The sequence below is a fragment of the Chitinophaga lutea genome, from assembly GCF_003813775.1.
In the GTDB taxonomy this organism is placed as follows: domain Bacteria; phylum Bacteroidota; class Bacteroidia; order Chitinophagales; family Chitinophagaceae; genus Chitinophaga; species Chitinophaga lutea.
In genome coordinates, this window is sequence record NZ_RPDH01000001.1 from 1,509,434 (window position 1) to 1,528,807 (window position 19,374).

Annotated in this window: 17 protein-coding genes; 12 read left to right on the forward strand and 5 right to left on the reverse strand. The window is 57.1% G+C overall.

Translation table 11 applies throughout. From position 1 onward, the window contains the following. Nucleotides 1-53: 53 nt before the first annotated feature. Nucleotides 54-560, forward strand: coding sequence for a VOC family protein (locus tag EGT74_RS05895; protein ID WP_123845593.1), 507 nt, complete (start codon nt 54-56; stop codon nt 558-560). An 8-nt stretch (nt 561-568) separates the two neighbouring features. On the opposite strand, the gene EGT74_RS05900 is transcribed toward EGT74_RS05895, so the two are convergent. Next, nucleotides 569-2,446 (reverse strand): heparinase II/III domain-containing protein, encoded by a 1,878-nt coding sequence (locus EGT74_RS05900; protein ID WP_123845594.1) that lies wholly within the window; start codon nt 2,444-2,446, stop codon nt 569-571. A 124-nt stretch (nt 2,447-2,570) separates the two neighbouring features. On the opposite strand from EGT74_RS05900, the gene EGT74_RS05905 reads away from it, so the two are divergent. Continuing rightward, the gene (locus EGT74_RS05905) at nt 2,571-2,990 is read left to right on the forward strand and encodes a VOC family protein (RefSeq protein WP_123845595.1); all 420 of its coding nucleotides are present in this window, start codon (nt 2,571-2,573) and stop codon (nt 2,988-2,990) included. A 93-nt stretch (nt 2,991-3,083) separates the two neighbouring features. Next, the gene (locus tag EGT74_RS05910) at nt 3,084-3,644 is read left to right on the forward strand and encodes a 2'-5' RNA ligase family protein (protein WP_158618022.1); all 561 of its coding nucleotides are present in this window, start codon (nt 3,084-3,086) and stop codon (nt 3,642-3,644) included. Here EGT74_RS05910 and EGT74_RS05915 read toward each other — a convergent pair. Next, the gene (locus EGT74_RS05915) at nt 3,604-3,879 is read right to left on the reverse strand and encodes a hypothetical protein (RefSeq protein WP_123845597.1); all 276 of its coding nucleotides are present in this window, start codon (nt 3,877-3,879) and stop codon (nt 3,604-3,606) included. The two genes, EGT74_RS05910 and EGT74_RS05915, sit on opposite strands and share 41 nt — an antisense overlap. 119 nt (nt 3,880-3,998) lie before the next feature. Between EGT74_RS05915 and EGT74_RS27010 the strand changes: the two genes are divergently transcribed. Next, complete coding sequence (locus tag EGT74_RS27010) at nt 3,999-4,160, forward strand: hypothetical protein (protein WP_181954732.1); 162 nt, start codon at nt 3,999-4,001, stop codon at nt 4,158-4,160. A 2-nt stretch (nt 4,161-4,162) separates the two neighbouring features. On the opposite strand, the gene EGT74_RS05920 is transcribed toward EGT74_RS27010, so the two are convergent. Further along, nucleotides 4,163-5,446, reverse strand: coding sequence for an MFS transporter (locus EGT74_RS05920; RefSeq protein WP_123845598.1), 1,284 nt, complete (start codon nt 5,444-5,446; stop codon nt 4,163-4,165). A gap of 162 nt (nt 5,447-5,608) precedes the next feature. Here EGT74_RS05920 and EGT74_RS05925 point away from each other — a divergent pair, with 162 nt between their 5' ends. Continuing rightward, nucleotides 5,609-6,676, forward strand: coding sequence for an NAD(P)H-dependent flavin oxidoreductase (locus tag EGT74_RS05925; RefSeq protein WP_123845599.1), 1,068 nt, complete (start codon nt 5,609-5,611; stop codon nt 6,674-6,676). A gap of 80 nt (nt 6,677-6,756) precedes the next feature. On the opposite strand, the gene EGT74_RS05930 is transcribed toward EGT74_RS05925, so the two are convergent. Further along, entirely contained in the window at nt 6,757-7,635 is an 879-nt protein-coding gene (locus EGT74_RS05930; RefSeq protein WP_123845600.1) for an NAD(P)-dependent oxidoreductase, read from the reverse strand. 144 nt (nt 7,636-7,779) lie between these two features. Here EGT74_RS05930 and EGT74_RS05935 point away from each other — a divergent pair, with 144 nt between their 5' ends. From EGT74_RS05935 to EGT74_RS05945, 3 genes are all read left to right on the forward strand, one after another. After that, the gene (locus EGT74_RS05935; RefSeq protein WP_123845601.1) at nt 7,780-8,151 is read left to right on the forward strand and encodes a winged helix-turn-helix transcriptional regulator; all 372 of its coding nucleotides are present in this window, start codon (nt 7,780-7,782) and stop codon (nt 8,149-8,151) included. A 55-nt stretch (nt 8,152-8,206) separates the two neighbouring features. Beyond that, a complete protein-coding gene (locus EGT74_RS05940) occupies nt 8,207-10,696 on the forward strand; it encodes a cation-translocating P-type ATPase (protein ID WP_220392817.1) in 2,490 nt (829 codons plus the stop codon). A gap of 63 nt (nt 10,697-10,759) precedes the next feature. Further along, nucleotides 10,760-12,433 carry a glycoside hydrolase family 28 protein gene (locus EGT74_RS05945; protein WP_123845603.1) on the forward strand — a complete coding sequence of 558 codons (1,674 nt, stop codon included), beginning with the start codon at nt 10,760-10,762 and terminating at the stop codon, nt 12,431-12,433. Between the two features lie 84 nt (nt 12,434-12,517). Here EGT74_RS05945 and EGT74_RS05950 read toward each other — a convergent pair whose 3' ends face one another. Then, nucleotides 12,518-14,536: a family 10 glycosylhydrolase gene (locus EGT74_RS05950; RefSeq protein WP_123845604.1), complete on the reverse strand. Its 2,019-nt coding sequence runs from the start codon at nt 14,534-14,536 to the stop codon at nt 12,518-12,520. 79 nt (nt 14,537-14,615) lie between these two features. Between EGT74_RS05950 and EGT74_RS05955 the strand changes: the two genes are divergently transcribed. Genes EGT74_RS05955 through egtB form a run of 4 tightly spaced genes read left to right on the forward strand, consistent with a single transcriptional unit; the run spans nt 14,616 to nt 19,363 of the window. Further along, nucleotides 14,616-15,971, forward strand: coding sequence for a mercuric reductase (locus EGT74_RS05955; protein WP_123845605.1), 1,356 nt, complete (start codon nt 14,616-14,618; stop codon nt 15,969-15,971). Then, complete coding sequence (locus EGT74_RS05960) at nt 15,964-16,680, forward strand: ABC transporter ATP-binding protein (RefSeq protein WP_123845606.1); 717 nt, start codon at nt 15,964-15,966, stop codon at nt 16,678-16,680. Before EGT74_RS05955 ends, EGT74_RS05960 begins: the two co-directional genes overlap by 8 nt. Beyond that, entirely contained in the window at nt 16,677-18,221 is a 1,545-nt protein-coding gene (locus EGT74_RS05965) for an ABC transporter permease/substrate-binding protein (RefSeq protein WP_123845607.1), read from the forward strand. The genes EGT74_RS05960 and EGT74_RS05965 overlap by 4 nt, the downstream gene beginning before the upstream one ends. Beyond that, nucleotides 18,218-19,363 (forward strand): ergothioneine biosynthesis protein EgtB, encoded by a 1,146-nt coding sequence (gene egtB / locus EGT74_RS05970; protein WP_123845608.1) that lies wholly within the window; start codon nt 18,218-18,220, stop codon nt 19,361-19,363. The genes EGT74_RS05965 and egtB overlap by 4 nt, the downstream gene beginning before the upstream one ends. Nucleotides 19,364-19,374: the final 11 nt, after the last annotated feature.

Genomic DNA, 19,374 nt, shown 5'->3' on the forward strand with positions numbered 1-19,374 from the left:
CCTCCGGCTGGAAGGCACGCGCTACTTTTGTATCAACAAAACAAAACCTCGTCATGGAAAAGAGACTCACCCAACAGAGAATTTCATCGAACCTCTGGTTCAACAAAAATGCGGAGGAAGCAGTAGACTTTTATCTCGGCATCTTCAAAAATTCCCAAAAAGGCCGGATTGCCCGCTACGGCAAAGAAGGTTTCGAATTTCATGGTATGCCCGAAGGGTCGGTGATGACCATAGAATTTGCGCTCGACGGCCAGGAGTTCATCGCACTCAACGGCGGGCCGCACTTCCAGTTCAACGAAGCCATTTCTTTCGTGGTGAATTGTAAAACACAGGAAGAGGTGGACTACTACTGGGAAAAACTCACCGAAGGCGGCGATGTGAAAGCGCAGATGTGCGGCTGGCTGAAAGACAAGTTCGGCGTTAGCTGGCAGGTAGTGCCGGAAGAACTGACGGACATGCTGCAGGACCCCGATGCCGCTAAAGTCGCCAAAGTGAGCAATGCGGTTTTCCAGATGAAAAAACTGGACCTCCCGAAACTGCGCGAAGCGTATGGCAAATAAACCCGCCGTTACGGCCACTCCGCCAGCGCGCCCGGCAACCGGTATGTTTTGTGTTGCAATCCCCCCGGCACCAGCAGTACGGTGATGCTGCCCCTGTAACCCGGCGGCAGCGTTACCTCGAAGCCTGTTAATGTAACACCTGGGTTGGCGGCGTCATAGGCATTTTTAGAAACGGCCGGTGAGGATTTCATCTGCACCTTCAATGGTGTTTCAACCCTGAGTCCCAGCTTGCGGCCGTTCTTGGATAACTCCGCTGTGTTGTCGCCCGTGATGTTTACGTCAGCGGGCGTTACCAGCGTCCAGCGCAGGGTGGTGGCTTTTTGGGGCGCTTCCACTTCGTCGCGCACCACTACGTACGACTGATCGACAATGGCAACACCCCTGCCGGCTTTCAGCAGTTCACCCTTATAAACTTCAGACAGGTCGCAGACCGCGTGCATCAACGCGGGTGATGCGCTGTGTTTTGTGATGGGCGCATTACCGGTTACCCTTTGCAGGGAATCGTTGATCGTGAGTGTACTGTGCGCGTAGTTGTTGTACCGGTACACTTCCCAGCGCTGGGCGTACTGGCCTTTGTCCCATATTCTGACGCCTTTCGATTCGAGGGAGTTATAGTCCTGCATGCCCAGGTCGATGCCCCAGCGCACGCCGTCCGCCTCGAGGATAAAAGAGCCCGCATCCATATGGGCATGATTGACGGAGGCCGAACCGGCTTTGAGGCCGAGGTAAATGCCCTTGTCGTCTGTCCACGACGTGCGCATCAACGCAACCGGCGATTTGCCGTTGCCCGTCCAGAACAGCTGTTGCGGTGCGCTGATATCTTTCATCCGCACGCCGTTTCCCCATAGCATTATCGCCGGTAGCAGGCGGTTCCTGATATGTCTGCCCGGCGCTTCGCGCTCGAGTCGGCCGCGTTCCACCCAGAGCAGCGACGGTTCTTTCCGCTTCGCCGCAAACCAGAACATCGCGGGCTGCAGGCCGCCCCCGTTGCCCGCGTCGGAGTAGTTGAAGGCGTTGCCCGTAGTACCTGTTACATGCTCGAGGTAGTCTGCCGTTTTCAGGAAACCCGGCAGACCGGTGAGGCCGAAATCGGTGCCGAATGCTTTTTCCACGGCGCTGATAAAAAGCACGTTGAAGCTGGTGCCGTAACCCCAGTAACCATATCCTTCTGGATAAGCGCCATCCGGCCGGTAATCTTCCATGGGCAGCACGATGCTGCGGAGACCCCGGTTGATGATTTCGCGGGAAAGCGCAGGTTCATTTTCATAGATCGCCAGCGAACCGTAGAGCATACCGGCGTTGCAGACCTGGTTCCAGTTATGGGAAGCGCGGAGCCAGCCGTTGTTGCGGCCCAGCAGCGAAGGCTGGAGGCCTTTCTGCAGGATGGCTTCGCGGATGGTCGTTCTAGACGCCTCCGGCAGGCCGTCAAACAGCCAGTCGTAGCCGATCGCGACGCCCATCGTCATTTCCGCCACATCGAGGAAATGGGAGGGGTTCCAGTCGCTGAAGCCGCAGATCGCCAGCATTTCTTTCTCTCCACGTTGCAGGTATTTTTTATCGCCCGTCATCCGCCAGGCGTAGGATAAAAAGAAGATCCGCCGCAGCCCTTCGCGCGATACGCCCAGCAAACGCCGGCCTTCCAGTTCTCTTTTCAGTTCAGGCGCGCCTGTCAACGCATCGCACTCCGCCATGATCGATTCGTGTATTTTCCGCCAGGTGGCGTCTGTCCTGACGGTTTGAAGGATGTTTTTTTCTTCGCCTTTCAGCCATAAAATTCGGGGATGGGCAGGGAACTGCGTGGAGGCGCTCACGGAATCGTGCTGCGCGGATGCAAAAAGGCAAAACAGCAGGACGAGCAGCGTGCTGAAGCATTCTTTCCGGTTCATAGCGGGGAATTTGTTTTCAGATGAACAAGATATCATTTTTTGCCGCAAATCCCCCCTTTAATTGTCGTATCCGGCAGCGGCCTGCCGGCAAGGGTTTCGTTAGTTTTGTCCAAAACAACATCATATGTCAAAAATTGTTGCATACCTCACTTTTAACGGCAAATGCCAGGAAGCGATGACGTATTACCAGGATGTACTGGGCGGGGAACTGACGTTGCAATCGGTGCAGGGATTTCCCGTGGAAGCGCGCTGCCCCACCGGCGAAGAACACCAGATCATGCACTCCTCCCTGATCAAAGGCGATATGGTGCTGATGGCCTCCGACATGGTAGGCCCGTCGGGATTCCGGCCGGGCAACACCATTGCGCTCGCCCTGCAATGCGACACCGCCGACGAAATCAATACTTACTTCACCAAACTTGCGGAAGGCGGCCAGGTATTGCATCCGTTGGCCAAACAGCCGTGGGGCGCGCTGTTTGGCGTACTCGCCGACAAATACGGCGTGGCCTGGATGTTGAACCACGAACTGAAAGCAGTATCATAAATCATGCATACAGCACCCGCATCGCCGGCATTCACACCGGCCATGCGGGTGGCATGAATGTTGAGCCGAAAACCGGAAGCAGTATCGTACATCATGCAACCAGATTTGTTCGGGAATGAAGATAACCGGGTGGAATACTTTTTTGTTATTTCACCTCCTCCCGCTGTTGTGAATGCAGTAAGGAGGTTCAAGGCACGCCTGCATGAGCGCATCGGGCTTGATGCCATCAATATGCGGTCGATGGCCCATATTTCGCTGTTCAAATTCCTGAAAAATGACAACGACAGCCTCATCATTTCGAAGGCTGCCGCAGCATTAAAGCATAAGACCATTTTTGATATCCGGCTGAGAGGAGCGGATAGTTTCCTGCACAAAGACCGTGCAGGAACATTGTATATAAAAATAGCACAGCCCGATCCGGTGAACATCGTCACCAGATTACTCTGCACGGCATTTTCGCTCGCTTACCGCCCTTCCATTCCGCACCTGACCATCGCGCGCAACGTTCCGCTGCCGTCCTTCGTGAAAATCGACCCTGCGGATTTTGACTATCACTACGACTTCATCTGCCGGCATATCACCCTCCTGAAATGGAACGGGGAAAAATACGACGTTATCCATGAAGCGCCCTTAAATGATACGGCGCCTGCATAAGCGGCATCGCCGGGTAATCGTCCGGCAGCATCTCCGCCGTGCAGCCCTGTTTTTGGAGGAACTCGATCAGCGGCAGGGGATGAATGGCGCCGGAAGCGCTTTTTATGCGCAGGATCCGGTCACAGTCTTCCAGGTCAAAATTCACCGTGTAATCCGTAAACACCTGCTGTATGCGGTACACCAGTATATTGGCGTAACAGGGGTGGTCTACATTGGTTTTGAAAATCTCTACCATAGAACATCAGAATTTGCAATGTAAACTTACGGCAGGCTGCGGTTTTTTGACATGGCCGAACACGACAATACATGGGCTGAATGCGACATTCTTTTTATCTTTATACTAAATCCTCCGCCATGAAACTCAACAAGGAATGGCACCAGGCGCACCGTATGCCGGTCAATGCCACACTCGACCAGCGGGTGGCCTGGCACCTGGAGCACGCGCGCCACTGCGCCTGCCGCGAAATGCCGGAAAAGATCAAAGCCGAGATCCGGAAACGGAAACTAAAAGTTTAAACTTATATTTTCACCAGCAACTTGTACGAATGCGAGCGCATCGCCACCGTGGTCACAATCAGGCCGATGATGCCGGTAACGGTGAACAGCAGCGCAATGCCCCTTTCACTGCCCGTCCCGAACCAGTGCCCAAGCAGATCCACACCGGCGCCCGTGGTCATGAACGGAATGAAGATGAACTGCGCAATGGGGCCGATCATAAAAGCCGTCAGCGGCGAAGCGGCCTGTTCGATGCTTTGCGCAAAACCGAACACGCGGCCCTGGCGCTCCGGCGGAATCACCCGCTGGATGATCGACTGCTCCGCGGCTTCCACCACCGGAATGAGGCACAGGTAAATGAACAGTCCCACCGCCAGTAAAACGACCGAGGACTGAATGGTGAAGAAGATGCACACCGTCCACATTACGAGGTTGGCGATGAACAGCGTGCGGATGGGATGTTTGCCTAATCCCTTCCTGGCCACTACCAGCCCTCCCACGATAAACCCGAGGCTCAATACGCCCCAGATAATGCCCCATGCCTGCACGGATACCAGCGACAGGCCGTAGGCGTCCATCAGCGACATAAACACGCCGCCCAGGAAGTTATTGAAGGTGTTGAAGAAAATCAGCGCGAACAGACCCGGAATAAGGCGGATGGCTTTGATGGTGCCGCGTACGTCTACCTTGCCGCCGCCGCTTTCTTCCGTGTGCACGATTTCCTTTTCAGGGATCGACACGGTCATCAGGTGCAAAATGGTTAGGATGGTGAGCGCCACCGTGGCCGCCAGCGTCCAGTGCATGCCCATGAACCCTACCGCCATCCCGCTCAGTATCGAGGCCACGAGGAAGGCCGTGCCGTTGGCGCTGCCGATCAGGCCGTTGGCTTTATCCCGTTCCGGCTCCGGCAACAGGATGGTCACCAGTGTAGGCAGGGCGATATTACGGATGTTGCCGGCCAGCGCACCGAAGAGCGTCATGATGATCAGCGCCCACAAAACAGGGCTGCCCGCATCTTTGAATTCTTCCATCGGCGCCAGCCAGTACACGATGGCCGCGCCGCTGTACAACAACAGCGACATCACGCTCGATATCATCATCGCCTGCTTTTTACGGTAACGGTCTACCACCGACCCGAGAAAAAAACCGGACAGGGCTACCGTGCCGATGTAAATGCCCGCCATAAACGATGTGGCCATCACGGATTTCGTTTGCAGGTACACCCAGAAGGTGACCGCGAACCATATGAAAGTATTGGTAACTGCTGCTACGATCGAATTGATCAGTACAAAATGAAAGGGTCGCATGGCGTTAGGTTATTAGTCGATAAATTTACTGATAATTTATCTGCAATCTTAACACCAATCCCGCTGAAAGTACATGGGCAAACCAGACAATATGCGGGGTGATTGCGACAGTAAAATGCCTTACATTTGAAACGCTTTGACGGTAACCATAAAAAAATTGTTATGTGGCATAAAACCCCGGTCACCCAATTGCTCAACATCCGGTATCCCATTTTCCAGGGGCCGTTCGGCGGCGGCTATTCCACGCCCGCATTAACGGCGGCGGTATCCAACGAAGGCGGATTGGGCGGTTACGGCGCGTATACACAAACGCCCGAAGAAATCGCCGCGGCCTGCGATGAAATCAAAACGCTCACCGGCCAGCCATTCGCACTCAATCTCTGGGTGAATGATGTGGACGATGCGCGTTACAGCAACGGAGAATTCAAAGCGCTGGCGACCATCTACAAACCGTATTTCGACGAGCTCGGTATACCCTTGCCCGAACCGCCGGCGCCTGTCACGAGCCAATTCGAACGGCAAGTGGAAATGGTGTTGCGTATCAAACCTGCAGTTTTCAGTTTTGTATTCGGTATCCCGGGGCAGGGCATCCTCAAGGAATGCAAAAAGCAGGGCATCAAAACCGTTGGCGGCGCTACTACCCTGGATGAGGCACTGGCGCTGGAAGAAGCCGGCGTGGATATGATCATCGCCACCGGCTTCGAAGCGGGTGGGCATCGCCCCTCGTTTTTGCGGAAGGCCGCCAGTTCGCTGACCGGTACTTTTGCACTCATCCCCCAGGTGGCAGACGGTGTAAGCGTTCCCGTTATTGCAGCCGGCGGCATTGCAGACGGGCGCGGCATTGTAGCGGCCCTCACACTCGGCGCGTCCGCCGTGCAGCTCGGCACTGCGTTCCTCGCCTGTGAAGAATCCGGCGCGCCGGCGGTACATAAAGCCGCGCTGTTTTCCCAACAGGCCCGGTACACAACTTTAACGGAAGTAGCTACCGGAAGGCTGGGCCGCGGGCTGAACAGCCGCCTTGCCGAAGAAATGACCGCGCATGCGCCTTTCCCCCTGCATGGCCGTTTTCTCAGCAGCCTGCGTACTGCGGCGCTGGCGCAGGGGAAACACGACCTGGTGACTTTCTGGAGCGGACAGGCTGCGCCGCTCATCAAACACCGGCAAGCGGACGAATTGTTCCGTAACCTCGTGGCGCAAACGGAAGATATCCTGGAAAAGCGCGGCGCATGACCGTTCGCTGAAAGCCGGCTTCACAGACTGTCCGCGCAACATCCGTATGGCAGCGAAGATCCCTTGCATGGAGCACCCGCTTACCGCAGCACTTTCACCAGCGCCGCCAGTTCCTGTTCCATCAGTCCCGCTGCTTTCGCTTTTTTGAACAGCGGATTGGCATAATCCGGAAACGCCGTGTTGATGCCGGCCGAATAGGCGTGTTGGCTGATACGCTCCACCGCTTCCACCGAAATCCGCATCGGGCTTTCCGTGATCGAATAGTCGCCGGCATTGATCACATTCGCTTCGTGGCGGATGAAATCACCGAAAGTAGGCATGATGCCGCCGACAATGTTCCCGAACGTATCGACGGGCACATGCTCCGATTCCATGATGCGCACGCCGTGGAAAAATCCCAGCATGGTGCCATATATGCTCGACAGGGTGGCCAGATCCATGGCAGAAGCCGCGGCAACCTGCTCGCCGAGATATGAAATGTTCCCTCCGAAAATCCGCAGCACCGGCTCCGCCTGCGCATAAGCCGTTTCGTTGCCGGATACGAGGATAGGCGTATCCGGGCGGCCCATCTGTGAAGGCGCGGCCTGGATGCCGCCGTCGATGTAACGGGCGCCGATTGTGTTGGCCCATTGTTCGGCGTCGCGCGCCTCCTGTGGATGGCCGGTGGTCAGCTGGATGATTACGCGGTCTTTGAGCGCGGCTTCCGTTACGGTGTTTCGCAGGATCTCGTTCGCCGCCGCGTAATCGTACACGCAGATCACCACTACCGGGCTGGCGCCGATGGCGGTGGCCGCATCAGGCGCCAGTATCGCGCCGTCTTTCACCAGTTCCGCCGCTTTCTCCGGCGTGCGGTTCCACACCGTCACCTTGTACCCCCCCTGCAGCAGCAGGCGTGCCAGCGTTACGCCCATCATGCCTAAACCTATTACCGTTGCTGATTTTGAATTGTTCGTGTTCATGTCTGATTTGTTTTGATGACGCAAACATCCGAACATTCAGCACCCCGGTCAATAAGGGAAAAAAGATTCAGCAGGGACAAATTTATCCCTGCACCCCGCCTGAAAACAGGCGATGGCGTATCTTTAACGTAAATATCGAGGCGTATGTACGAGAAGAAAATTCCTGAAAACCTGGATTGCGGCGTGAGTGTGGCCATTAAAGTGCTGGGCGGCAAATGGAAAGCCTGTATCATCGAGAGCATCCACCGCGGCGTGCAACGGCCCAGCGAACTGCACCGCGAAATCACTACCGCCGTGCCCCGCGTGATCAATATGCAGCTCAACGAACTGGAAGCCCTCGGTGTGCTCGGTAAAAAAGTGTACCCCGGCCTGCCGTTGAAAGTCGAATACTTTTTAACGCCGCTCGGGTTGAGCATTATGCCCGTGATTGAGGCGATGGACCGCTGGGGCAATGAAAACCGCGACTACGTGGTGAAAATGAGCGACGCCATGCTCTCGGAGCAGGAAGACTTTTGATATTCCGGTATCGCCGCCGCAACGTTGTTGCTGCGGCATCATGAAACAACAGCGCATGCAAATCCCTCCCGGCCTCACAGACGAACAGGTCATCGAATCCCGCCTCCGGCACGGCACCAACGAGTTGCAGTCCAAAGAAGAGAGCGGCCTGTTTTCCGCGATCAGACAAACCGCCACAGAACCCATGTTCCTGCTGCTGGTAGCGGCCGGCGCGGTTTATTTCATGCTTGGCGAAATTAGCGAGGGCATTTTTATGGCCGCCGCCATCGTTCTGGTGTCGGCCATTTCCGTGTACCAGGACTCCAGGAGCCGCAACGCACTGCAGGCGCTCAAAAAACTCAACCAGCCTTCGGCCCGCGTGATCCGCAACGGCCGCGAGCTGCAGATACCCACCGCCGATATTGTGCCCGGCGATTTGATGGTGGTGGAGGAAGGCGAACAGGTACCCGCTGATGCGCGAATCCTGCGGGCGGTAGACCTGTCCCTGAATGAATCCATCCTCACCGGTGAGGCCTTCGCCGTTCGCAAGAATGGCGGCGACGTACTTTACCAGGGCACCGCCGTGACCAGCGGCATGGCCTGGTGCGAGGTGACCGCCACCGGAAACGGTACCGAGCTGGGCAAGATCGGTAAATCGATGGAGCAGATCAAAGTGGAGAAGTCGCCCCTCCAAAAACAGATCGGCCGTTTCGTCACCAAAATGGCGGTTGCCGGCGCAGGCGTATTCCTCCTGGTTTGGGGCATCAACTTTTATCATTCCGGCAATGTGCTCGACAGCCTGCTGAAGGGCCTGACCCTGGCCATGTCCATCCTCCCCGAAGAGATCCCCGTCGCCTTCACCACCTTTATGGCCATCGGCGCATGGCGGCTGATGCAGATGGGCATTATCGTCAAACAGACGCAGACGGTGGAAACACTCGGCAGCGCCAGTGTGATCTGCACAGACAAAACCGGCACCATTACGGAAAACCGGATGGAGCTCGCCGCGCTGTACGCACACGCCGGCAGGCAGGTGTATGATGCCGGCAACTGGCACCAGGCGTCCGCACAGGAAGTCATTACCGTGGCCATGTGGGCCAGCGAAACGCAACCGTTCGACCCCATGGAAACCGCCCTGCATAAAGCGTACGGACAAACGGCTCCAACCGATCTGCGGCCCGCGTTCCATATGGTGCACGAATACCCGCTGGGAGGCAAACCGCCGATGATGACCCATGTGTTCGCCAATGCGGCGGGCGAACGCATCATTGCCGCCAAAGGTGCGCCGGAGGCTATCCTCGCTTGCTGCGGCCTGCGGGAAGAGGAGGCCGCCGGCGTACGTGCGCAAACGGAAGCGCTGGCGGGGAAGGGCTACCGCGTTCTGGGTGTGGCCCGCAGTACTTTTGAAGGCGCAGCATACCCTGCGGAACAGCAATCGCTGCCCTTTGTTTTCATTGGCCTCGTGGCTTTCTACGACCCGCCGAAACACAATATCGGCAGTGTATTCGCCAGTTTCGACGAGGCCGGCATCCGGACGAAAATCATTACGGGCGACAATACCGCCACCACCGTTTCGATTGCCCGGCAGGCCGGCTTCAAAGGCGGCGAACGGGCCATCACCGGCGATGAAATTGCCAACATGCAAGCCGGGGAACTGGAGGAAGCGGTGAAGGAAGTGAATATCTTCACCCGTATGTTCCCGGCCGCCAAACTCCGCATCATCAATGCCCTGAAAGCCGACCGGCAGGTGGTGGCCATGACGGGCGACGGCGTGAACGACGGTCCCGCCCTCAAAGCCGCGCACATTGGCATCGCCATGGGGCATAAAGGCACCGAGATCGCCAAAAAGGCCGCCTCGCTGGTGTTAACCGACGACGACCTTTCCAAAATGGTGGACGCCATCGCCATGGGCCGCAAAATCTACGCAAACCTGAAAAAGGCCATCCAGTACATCGTATCCATCCATATTCCCATCATACTCACCGTAACCCTGCCCCTGTTGCTCGGCTGGATATACCCGAACATTTTTACACCCGTGCATGTGATCTTCCTGGAACTGATCATGGGCCCCACCTGTTCCATCGTGTACGAAAACGAACCCATGGAACAAAACACCATGCAGCAACCGCCGAGGCCGGCCACCGTTACATTCCTGAACTGGCGCGAACTCAGCACCAGCATCCTCCAGGGCCTGATGATCACGGCCGGCACGCTGTGTATGTATCAATACGCCGTACATAGCGGGCTTGACGAGGACCTGACCCGCACGCTGGTGTTTGTAACGCTGATGAGCGCCAACGTTCTGCTGACGCTCGTGAACCGCTCGTTCTTCTATTCGGTGCTCCACACATTCCGTTACCACAACCGGCTTCTGCGTTTCGTACTGCTGGTGTCCGTGCTGTTAACGGCGGCGACCATTTACATTCCTCCCTTCGCAGCATTTTTTCAGTTCCGCCAACCAGCCGTTCAACAGTTGCTCCTCGCCACCGGAGCCGGCGTACTTTCCGTGATCTGGATGGAGGCATGGAAATGGGTGCGGCGGGCCTCCGACCGGCCACGTAAATAACTTCGTTTTATCAGTTCTTTTTAGTTACTTGTATTGCAAACGATTGCATTACAAATTCCACATATGAAAAACGAACACATTTCCCGCCGTAACTGGCTGGGCGTCATTACCACCGCGGGCGTGGGCGCAGGCCTCACCGCCACCGGCAAAGCCTTCGGCGCCGGGCACATCACCGCCACCCCGGCAGATGAAGTGAAGGTTTACAACATCAACGACTTCGGCGCCAAAGGCGACGGCAAAACCCTCAACACAAAAGCCATTCAATCGGCCATCGACGCCTGCAGCCTGGCGAAGGGCGGCATCGTGATGATCCCCGCGGGTGAATTCTTATCGGGCACGCTCGAACTGAAATCGCATGTAACGCTGCACCTTTCCGCCGGCGGCAAATTGCTGGGAAGTCCCAAACGGGAGGACTATACCGCGGGCAAGGGCGTGCCGTCCGGTAACGGCAACATCGTATTCCTTTATGCGGTGGAGGCCGACAACCTCACCATTGAAGGCAACGGCACCATCGACGGCAACGGGCTGGCCTTCTACAACGGCAAAGGCGACAACACCGGGCCGGGGCAAAACGGTGTGGGCGGCAACTTCGACCGGCCGCACCTGATGATCTTTTACCGGTGCAACAACCTCCACCTGCGCAATGCCTTCCTGACCGCCAGCGCCTACCATTGTGTGCGCATCCTGCATTGCAACCAGGTGCACATCGACGGTATCCGGATTTATAACCGCGTGAATAAAAACAACGACGGTTTCCATTTCAACGATTGCAAATATGTGCACATCGTGAACTGCGACGTGCAGTGCCAGGACGATGCCTGCGCACTGTTCGGCAGCAACCAGTTCGTGACCGTCACCAATTGCAGCTTCAGCACCCGCTGGTCGATTTTCCGGTTCGGGGGTGGCGCTTCGCAGAACATCGCCGTGTCCAACTGCCTGATCTACGACACGTACGGCTGCCCCATCAAAATCAGTGCGGGCAGGGCCTCCATCGAAAACTTCACATTCTCCAACATCGTGATGCGGAATGTGACCGGGCCCATCGGCATCGGCTTCAGCGGGGTCAGCAACAATAACAACAGCGCCAGCGCTTCCATCACCAAACCTTTTATCCGCAACCTCGTGTTCAACGGCATCAGGGCAACCGTGCTCAAATTGCCCGTCCCTCACCCTGATATTCATTTCGACCTGCACACCTGGGAAGGGGAAAAAAATTCCTGCATCACGCTGAACGCCATGGGAGATTATTATCTCGAAAACATCAGCTTTACGGACGTGCACGTGAAATACGCAGGCGGAGGTACGAAGGAACAGGCGGGGAAGGAAGTGCCGCATGTAGCGGCGGAATATTTCGGCGTGTGGGATAAACTGCCCGGCGGCCCGCCTGCCTATGGCCTGTATGCCAGGAATGTAAAAGGGCTCACCCTTCAGAACGTCCGTTTTGAGTACGAAGAAACCGATGCACGCCCGGCCATCGTCTTTGACAATGTGCAGGATGCCGCCATCAACGGCTTCAGCGCGGACGGCACGCCCGGTACGCCGCTGCTGCGCTTCATCGGGTCGAAAGACGTGCTGCTGAGCGCCTGCCGCGTACTGACGCCGGCCGGTCCGTTCCTCCAGGTAGAAGGCGCGGCCAGCGCGGATATCATGATCGACGGCGGCGATATCCGGAAAGCCGGCCAACCGGTGGCGTTATTGAAAGGCGCGGAGAAATCATCCGTGGTGGTGCGGTCGTGAGACTTTATCCATCCTCGGGAATGAATCCCGATAAAAAAAACGGTGCGCCTGATGAAGCGCACCGTTTTTTATTTTCTCCTGAAATTATCGTTTTACGGAAGTACCCGTTGCATCCAGCAGCGCCTGCACCTGCTCTTTGATGTAATCGTTCTGCATGAACCTGTACAGGTTTTTACCGGGGCAGCTGGTTTGGCTGGAATGATCTTTATGCGATGCAATCGTTTCGTACGAAATACCGTACTTCCGGCATGCGTAGGCGACAGTATTGATCAGCGCATCCAGTTGCCGCGGGTCTACCTGCTGCTCTTCGAAATTACCGAGGCAGGTGATCAGCAGATGGCCCGCCGGGTTGTATTCCGTGGCGGTTTCACCGACCGTGAACACATCACGCCCTTCGAACACCGTGCCGTCCGGCGCAATCAGGAAATGATAGGGAATATCGGCCCAGTTGCGGTCTTTCCCCATGCCCCATACCTGCACGTTTTTGATGTGCTGCGCGGCGATTTTGGTGGAGTCGAAGCGGGTGCCTTCATGATGAATCGTTATCCTGACGGGTTGATGTTTCGCAAAGGGTTTCGGGGGATTGGCATTCCAGCCTGCGCGCGGCACAATGGGCACGTCTACCGCTTTACCCAGCCAGGCGCTTTCGTTGCCCGTGCGGCCTACTGCGGTTACCCCGGCCACGGCGAGGCGTTGTTTCCCGTTCACGGCCGGCACCACGATCGTTCGTTCGCTGCCAACCGGCATTTTGTAGGACCACTGCGTTCCGTACCGCAAATACACCACCCAGCGGAACACTTCTTCCGTCCGCGGATGTTCCCATCGAATGCGCATGCTGTCGCCCGCCGCTTCGATGGCGAATGATGGCTGCGCCGGCGCAACGGTATTCAGCCAGGGACTTGCCGGCACCAGTGCGGGTGTTTTGTAAGGGCCATCCAGCAAAGCTTTCGCCATGTTGGGATTATCCGCCACGGAACCGATGTGCCAGTGCACCACTCCCATATCGTCCGGCATCATGCCGCGGGTGATCATGATCTTGCTCACGGTTTCGTGCACGTTGAGGCGGGAGCTGTCTTTTCCCACGCTGATGCCCGGCCACAGGTGCCGCTGCATTTTGTTCTCTTCTTTCCACCAGCCCAGCAGCACGGGAAAACTGAGCGCCACCCGGTCGATGGGCCAGTACAACTGCGGCGAATAATAGTCTATCCAGCCTTTGTTCAGCCACAGGCGGGCATCGGCATATAATTCGTCGTGCTGGTCGAAGCCCGCGCTGATGGCAGGCGGAAAACCCGGGCGGTAAATGCCGAAGGGGCTGAGACCGAACTTCACATGTTTTTTGGTCGCTTTGATATCGCCATACACGCGCTGGATGAACTGGTTCACGGCATCACGGCGCCAGTCGGCGCGGGAAAGTTTGCCGCCTGCTTTTTTGTATGCGGCCCAGCTGTCGTTATCCGGGAAATCCGCATCGCCGTTGTAGGACGGATACGGATAAAAATAATCGTCGAAATGCACACCGTCGATGTCGTATCTTTTCACGATATCGTTCACCACCGCAGCGCCATGGTCCTGCGTCGCTTTCTTCGCAGGATCGAACCACCAGTAGCCTTCCTTGAGATGCACCACGTCGGCGGGCATCCTTTTGACCACCGAACTGTCCGACACTTCGCCGCCCGCCACATGATGGGCGCGGTAGGGGTTGAGCCACACGTGCAACTCCAGTCCCCGACGGTGCGCTTCTTCCACCCAGAACGCCAGCGGATCATAGTATGGCGACGGCGCCTGTCCCTGTTTGCCCGTGAGGTAATACGACCACGGCTCGAGGCTGCTTTGGTACAGGGCGTCCGCCTGCGGCCGTACCTGGAAAATAACGGCATTGAAATTGTGCTCCCGGAGGAAGTCGAGCAGGCGGACAGCTTCTGCCTGCTGCTCCGCGGTAGAGAGGCCGGGGCGCGAAGGCCAGTTGATATTGGCGACGGTGGCCACCCAGGCCGCCCTGAATTCCGCAGGGGCTTTGGGGCGTGGAGGGGTGCTGACAGTCTGCCGGGCCGGCGTACAGGCCGCGGCCAGCAGTATCGCTGCAGCGAAGAACAACTTTTGCATGTTTAAAAATACACAACAGTTCGCAGGATTTAAACAATGCACCGTACCACTTGTTATCTGAACTTTGTAAATCTGCCGGATGAAAAAATACGATGCCATCATTATCGGGTCGGGCCAGGCGGCCAATCCCCTGGCGAAGAAACTCGCCCGGGCAGGGCGGCGCACATTGTTACTGGAAAACCATGCCATCGGGGGCACCTGTATCAACACCGGCTGCACGCCTACCAAAACCATGATCGCCGTGGGAAGAATGCGGTATATCGTGTCCCGCGCCCCGGAGTTCGGCATCCCCGTACAGGCGGGTGATGTTGATCTAACTGCGGTGATTAAACGAAAAAATGAAGTCGTCTCCTCCTTCCGGGACGGCCTCGAAAAAAGTCTCGAAAAAACCGACAACCTCGACGTGGTGCGGGAGCAGGGCGTTTTTACCGGGCATAAGATCGTCAACAACGCATTCACCGCGGAACATATTTTCATCAACACCGGTGCGGCGCCGGCCATACCGCCCATTCCCGGCATCGACCAGGTACGTTACCTCACGTCGGCCGGCATGCTCGAATTGCAGGAGGTGCCGCAGCACCTGGCCATACTGGGCACCGGCTACATCGCCATGGAGCTGGGCCAGCTTTTCCGGCGGCTGGGCAGCCGTGTTACGATGATCGAAAGGGGCCACAGCATTCTGAACAAAGAAGACGATGACGTGGCCGCGGCCGTGCACAAAATCCTGGAAGAAGACGGCATCCGTATCCTCACCGATACGACGGTCGAACGTACCGCACCCCTGCAGGGCGGCGGCGTACGGCTCACACTTTCCGGTGGCGGCGAATTAACGGCTACGCACTGGCTGATCGCCACCGGCCGCGCCCCTGCCACCGCGGCGCTGCAGCTCCCCCAAACCGGCATCACGCCCGACGGGCGCGGATTTATTCCCGTCAACGAATACCTCGAAACCACCGTGCCCGGCATCTACGCCCTCGGCGATGTAAAAAAGGGACCCGCTTTCACGCATATTTCCTATAATGATTATCTTGTAGCGTCGGAGAACATCCTGAACAACGCACACATTTCCATCAAAAACCGGCCCGTGCCCTATTGCATGTTTACAGACCCCGAGCTGGGCCGTATCGGCATCACGGAAAAAGAAGCCCGCGCAAAAGGCCTGGCTGTGAAAGTGGCCACGCTTCCGCTCGGCAAAGTGGCCCGCGCCATCGAAACCGGCGAAACGAGGGGGCTCATGAAAGCCGTAGTGGACGCCGAAAGCGGGCAGATACTGGGCGCCTCCGTACTGTCCGTCAGCGGCGGCGAAATCATGGCAGTGCTGCAAATGGCGATGATGGGGAAGATCACTTATAAACAGCTGCGCAATACCATATTTGCGCATCCGACATTTGCGGAATCACTGAATAATCTTTTTATGACACTGGACAATGATTGAAGCGCGCCACCTCCATAAAACATTTGGTACTACCCGCGCCGTGCAGGACGTTTCGTTTTCCGTGCAGGAAGGCGAAAACTTCATTCTGCTCGGCACCAGCGGCTGCGGCAAAACCACCACGCTCAAAATGCTCAACCGCCTGCTGGAACCGGACGGTGGACAGGTGCTGCTCAACGGCGCCGACACCGCGACCATACCCGCGCCGCAACTACGCAGGGGCATGGGGTATGTATTGCAGCACACGGGATTGTTTCCCCACTACACCGTGGCCGAAAACATCGCCGTTGTGCCGAAACTGCTCCACTGGGAAAAAGACGCCATCCAGGAACGCACGGCAACGCTCATGCAAAAACTCGGGCTTTCGTACAGCGAACATGCTCATGCGTACCCCCACCAGCTCAGCGGCGGGCAGCAGCAGCGCGTGGGCCTCGCCCGGGCGCTGGCTGCCGACCCGCCCGTGCTGCTGATGGACGAACCTTTCGGCGCCCTCGACCCCATCACGCGCGACCGGATCCGTACCGAGTTCAGCGAACTGGACGAATTCAAAAAGAAAACCATCATCATGGTCACCCACGACGTGCAGGAAGCATTCACCCTCGCCACGCGCGTGTGCCTGATGGACGAGGGCCGCATCGTGCAGATGGGCACGCCGGACCAATTGCGGGAACAGCCCGTCAATGATTTTGTGCGCACATTCCTGAAACTATGAACGAATTCCTCGAATTTATCCGGTCGCAGTCCGGCAAACTTTTACAGCAAACGCTCACCCACATCAACCTCACGCTGATGTCGGTGGCCATTGCGATCGCCATCGGCGTGCCGCTGGGCATCCTGATCGCACGCCGGCAAAAGCTGGCCGGAACGGTACTCGGCTTCGCCGGCGTGCTGCAGACCATCCCCAGCATCGCCCTGCTGGGTTTTATGATACCGTTGCTCGGCATCGGCCCGAAACCGGCCATCGTAGCGTTATTCCTCTACGCCCTGCTGCCCATCATCCGCAACACCTACACCGGCATCACCGGGGTGGACGCCAACGTCAGGGAAGCCGCACGCGGCATGGGCATGACGCAGCGGCAGGTGCTGTTCCGGGTGGAGCTGCCGCTGTCGATGACCGTGGTGATTGCCGGCATCAGGACCGCCACCGTCATCAACGTCGGCGTGGCCACGCTCGCCGCCTATATTGCGGCCGGCGGGTTGGGGGAATTCATTTTCGGCGGCATCGCCCTCAACAATACCCACATGATACTCGCCGGCGCCATCCCCGCCGCCCTGCTGGCGTTGCTCTTCGACTTTTTGCTGGGGCGGCTGCAGAAAAAATTAAAATGGAAACTGGGCCTGGTGGCCCTGCTGAGTGTCACCCTTCTTTTTTTCGCCATGCTGCCGGCGGCTTCCTCCGGTAAACTGCTGGCAGGCTTTACGCCGGAGTTCATGGGTCGGATGGACGGCTACCTCGGCCTCAAAAAAGTTTATGGCCTCCACATGCGCAATGTGGTGATCAACGACGCGGTGATGTACCAGGCCATGCATGAAAACAAACTCGATGTGATCAGCGGTTACAGCACAGACGGCCGCATCAAGGCCTTCGACCTCATCACCCTCACCGACGATAAAACCATCTTCCCGCCCTACTATGCCGCCCCGCTGGTGCGCGCCGGGCTGCTGGAGCAATACCCCGAACTGGAAAGCACGCTCAACCAGCTCAGCGGCCGCATCAACGATTCCATCATGACGCTGCTGAACTACCAGGCCGATTTCCTGAAAAAGAGCCCGGAGGCCGTGGCGAAAACATTCCTGGAGCAACAGGGGTTATATAAAGCGCCCCGTTACGGCAACAAAGGCGTGGTGCGCATCGGCTCGAAAATTTTCACGGAACAATACATCCTCGTGGAAATGTACCGCATGCTGATTGAGGGCAATACCGATCTGGCCGTATCGTCCAAAACGGGGCTGGGCGGCACCAAAATATGTTTTGATGCGCTCGCCAATAACCAGATCGATTTTTACCCCGAATATACCGGCACCGGGTTGCTCGTGATACTGCAGCCCCCCGCGGATAAAATCACGGCGCTGGTGCAGGATAAAGACAGCGTGTACCAATACGTACAGGCACAATTTATGCAGCAGTATAACCTCCGCTGGCTGAAGCCCATCGGGTTCAACAACGCGTACGCCCTGATGATGCAGCGCCGGAAAGCGGCAGACCTGCACATCGAAACAATTTCTGACCTGGTCAAAATAACAACACCATGAGCCTGATCGAACAGTACAGGAAAGTGAGAAAACTGACAGAGACCATTTGCAGCCCGCTGCACACGGAAGACTACGTGGTGCAGCCCATCGCGGACGTGAGCCCGCCCAAATGGCACCTGGGCCATACCACCTGGTTTTTTGAAACACTGGTACTGAAACCTTATCTCGAAAATTATACGGAGTTCGACGCGAACTTCAATTTTGTATTCAACAGTTATTACGAAAGCCTGGGCGCCCGCGTTATCCGCACCCAGCGGGGCAACCTGAGCCGGCCCACCGTGAACGAGATCTACCGCTATCGCGTATACGTAGACGAAGCGATGGAAGTACTGCTCTCGAAACCGGTGGATGATACCGTGCGCACGCTCATCACCCTAGGCTGCAACCACGAAGAGCAGCACCAGGAACTTTTGTGGACGGACATCAAATACATCCTCGGCCACAACCCGCTTTTCCCCGCTTACGACACCGCGTTGCCCGTGCAGCAGGGACGGGTGAAGGAGGGGTGGATAGCGGTGAAGGGGGGCCTGCACCACATCGGTTACCAGGGCGACGGCTTTTGTTACGACAACGAACTGGGCCGCCACCAGGTATATGTACAGCCCTGCAAAATCGCCGCCTCCCTGGTGACGAACGAAGCTTATCTCGAATTCATGCAGCAGGGCGGTTACCGGCAGTTCGAGCACTGGTACGCCGAAGGCTGGGACTGGGTGCGCAACAATCAGGTCGAAGCCCCGATGTACTGGTACAACATCGAAGGGAGCTGGTTTCATTATACGTTGCAGGGACTGCAGCCGCTGGCGTTACACGAGCCCGTCACCCACGTCAGTTTTTACGAAGCCGCCGCCTATGCGGCCTGGAAAGGTTGCCGGCTGCCCACGGAATTCGAATGGGAAGTGGCGGCCGCGGAGCTCGACTGGGGGCGCCGCTGGGAATGGACGGAAAGCGCCTACCTGCCCTACCCGGGTTTTGCGCGCGTGGCAGGCCCCGTTGGTGAGTACAATGGCAAGTTCATGGTCAACCAGAAAGTGTTGCGCGGTGCTTCCGAATTTACCTCACCGGGGCACAGCCGCCCCACTTACAGGAATTTTTTTCACCCTCACCTCCGCTGGCAGCTGACAGGTATACGGCTTGCGGTGTAAGATCAAAGGAC

What these genes read in the sequence shown, in the direction of transcription:
- EGT74_RS05895 (WP_123845593.1), top strand. Translation starts at nt 54, where the DNA reads ATGGAAAAGAGACTCACCCAACAGAGAATTTCATCGAACCTCTGGTTC.
- EGT74_RS05900 (WP_123845594.1), bottom strand. Translation starts at nt 2,446, where the DNA reads ATGAACCGGAAAGAATGCTTCAGCACGCTGCTCGTCCTGCTGTTTTGC.
- EGT74_RS05905 (WP_123845595.1), top strand. Translation starts at nt 2,571, where the DNA reads ATGTCAAAAATTGTTGCATACCTCACTTTTAACGGCAAATGCCAGGAA.
- EGT74_RS05910 (WP_158618022.1), top strand. Translation starts at nt 3,084, where the DNA reads ATGCAACCAGATTTGTTCGGGAATGAAGATAACCGGGTGGAATACTTT.
- EGT74_RS05915 (WP_123845597.1), bottom strand. Translation starts at nt 3,879, where the DNA reads ATGGTAGAGATTTTCAAAACCAATGTAGACCACCCCTGTTACGCCAAT.
- EGT74_RS27010 (WP_181954732.1), top strand. Translation starts at nt 3,999, where the DNA reads ATGAAACTCAACAAGGAATGGCACCAGGCGCACCGTATGCCGGTCAAT.
- EGT74_RS05920 (WP_123845598.1), bottom strand. Translation starts at nt 5,446, where the DNA reads ATGCGACCCTTTCATTTTGTACTGATCAATTCGATCGTAGCAGCAGTT.
- EGT74_RS05925 (WP_123845599.1), top strand. Translation starts at nt 5,609, where the DNA reads ATGTGGCATAAAACCCCGGTCACCCAATTGCTCAACATCCGGTATCCC.
- EGT74_RS05930 (WP_123845600.1), bottom strand. Translation starts at nt 7,635, where the DNA reads ATGAACACGAACAATTCAAAATCAGCAACGGTAATAGGTTTAGGCATG.
- EGT74_RS05935 (WP_123845601.1), top strand. Translation starts at nt 7,780, where the DNA reads ATGTACGAGAAGAAAATTCCTGAAAACCTGGATTGCGGCGTGAGTGTG.
- EGT74_RS05940 (WP_220392817.1), top strand. Translation starts at nt 8,207, where the DNA reads ATGCAAATCCCTCCCGGCCTCACAGACGAACAGGTCATCGAATCCCGC.
- EGT74_RS05945 (WP_123845603.1), top strand. Translation starts at nt 10,760, where the DNA reads ATGAAAAACGAACACATTTCCCGCCGTAACTGGCTGGGCGTCATTACC.
- EGT74_RS05950 (WP_123845604.1), bottom strand. Translation starts at nt 14,536, where the DNA reads ATGCAAAAGTTGTTCTTCGCTGCAGCGATACTGCTGGCCGCGGCCTGT.
- EGT74_RS05955 (WP_123845605.1), top strand. Translation starts at nt 14,616, where the DNA reads ATGAAAAAATACGATGCCATCATTATCGGGTCGGGCCAGGCGGCCAAT.
- EGT74_RS05960 (WP_123845606.1), top strand. Translation starts at nt 15,964, where the DNA reads ATGATTGAAGCGCGCCACCTCCATAAAACATTTGGTACTACCCGCGCC.
- EGT74_RS05965 (WP_123845607.1), top strand. Translation starts at nt 16,677, where the DNA reads ATGAACGAATTCCTCGAATTTATCCGGTCGCAGTCCGGCAAACTTTTA.
- egtB (WP_123845608.1), top strand. Translation starts at nt 18,218, where the DNA reads ATGAGCCTGATCGAACAGTACAGGAAAGTGAGAAAACTGACAGAGACC.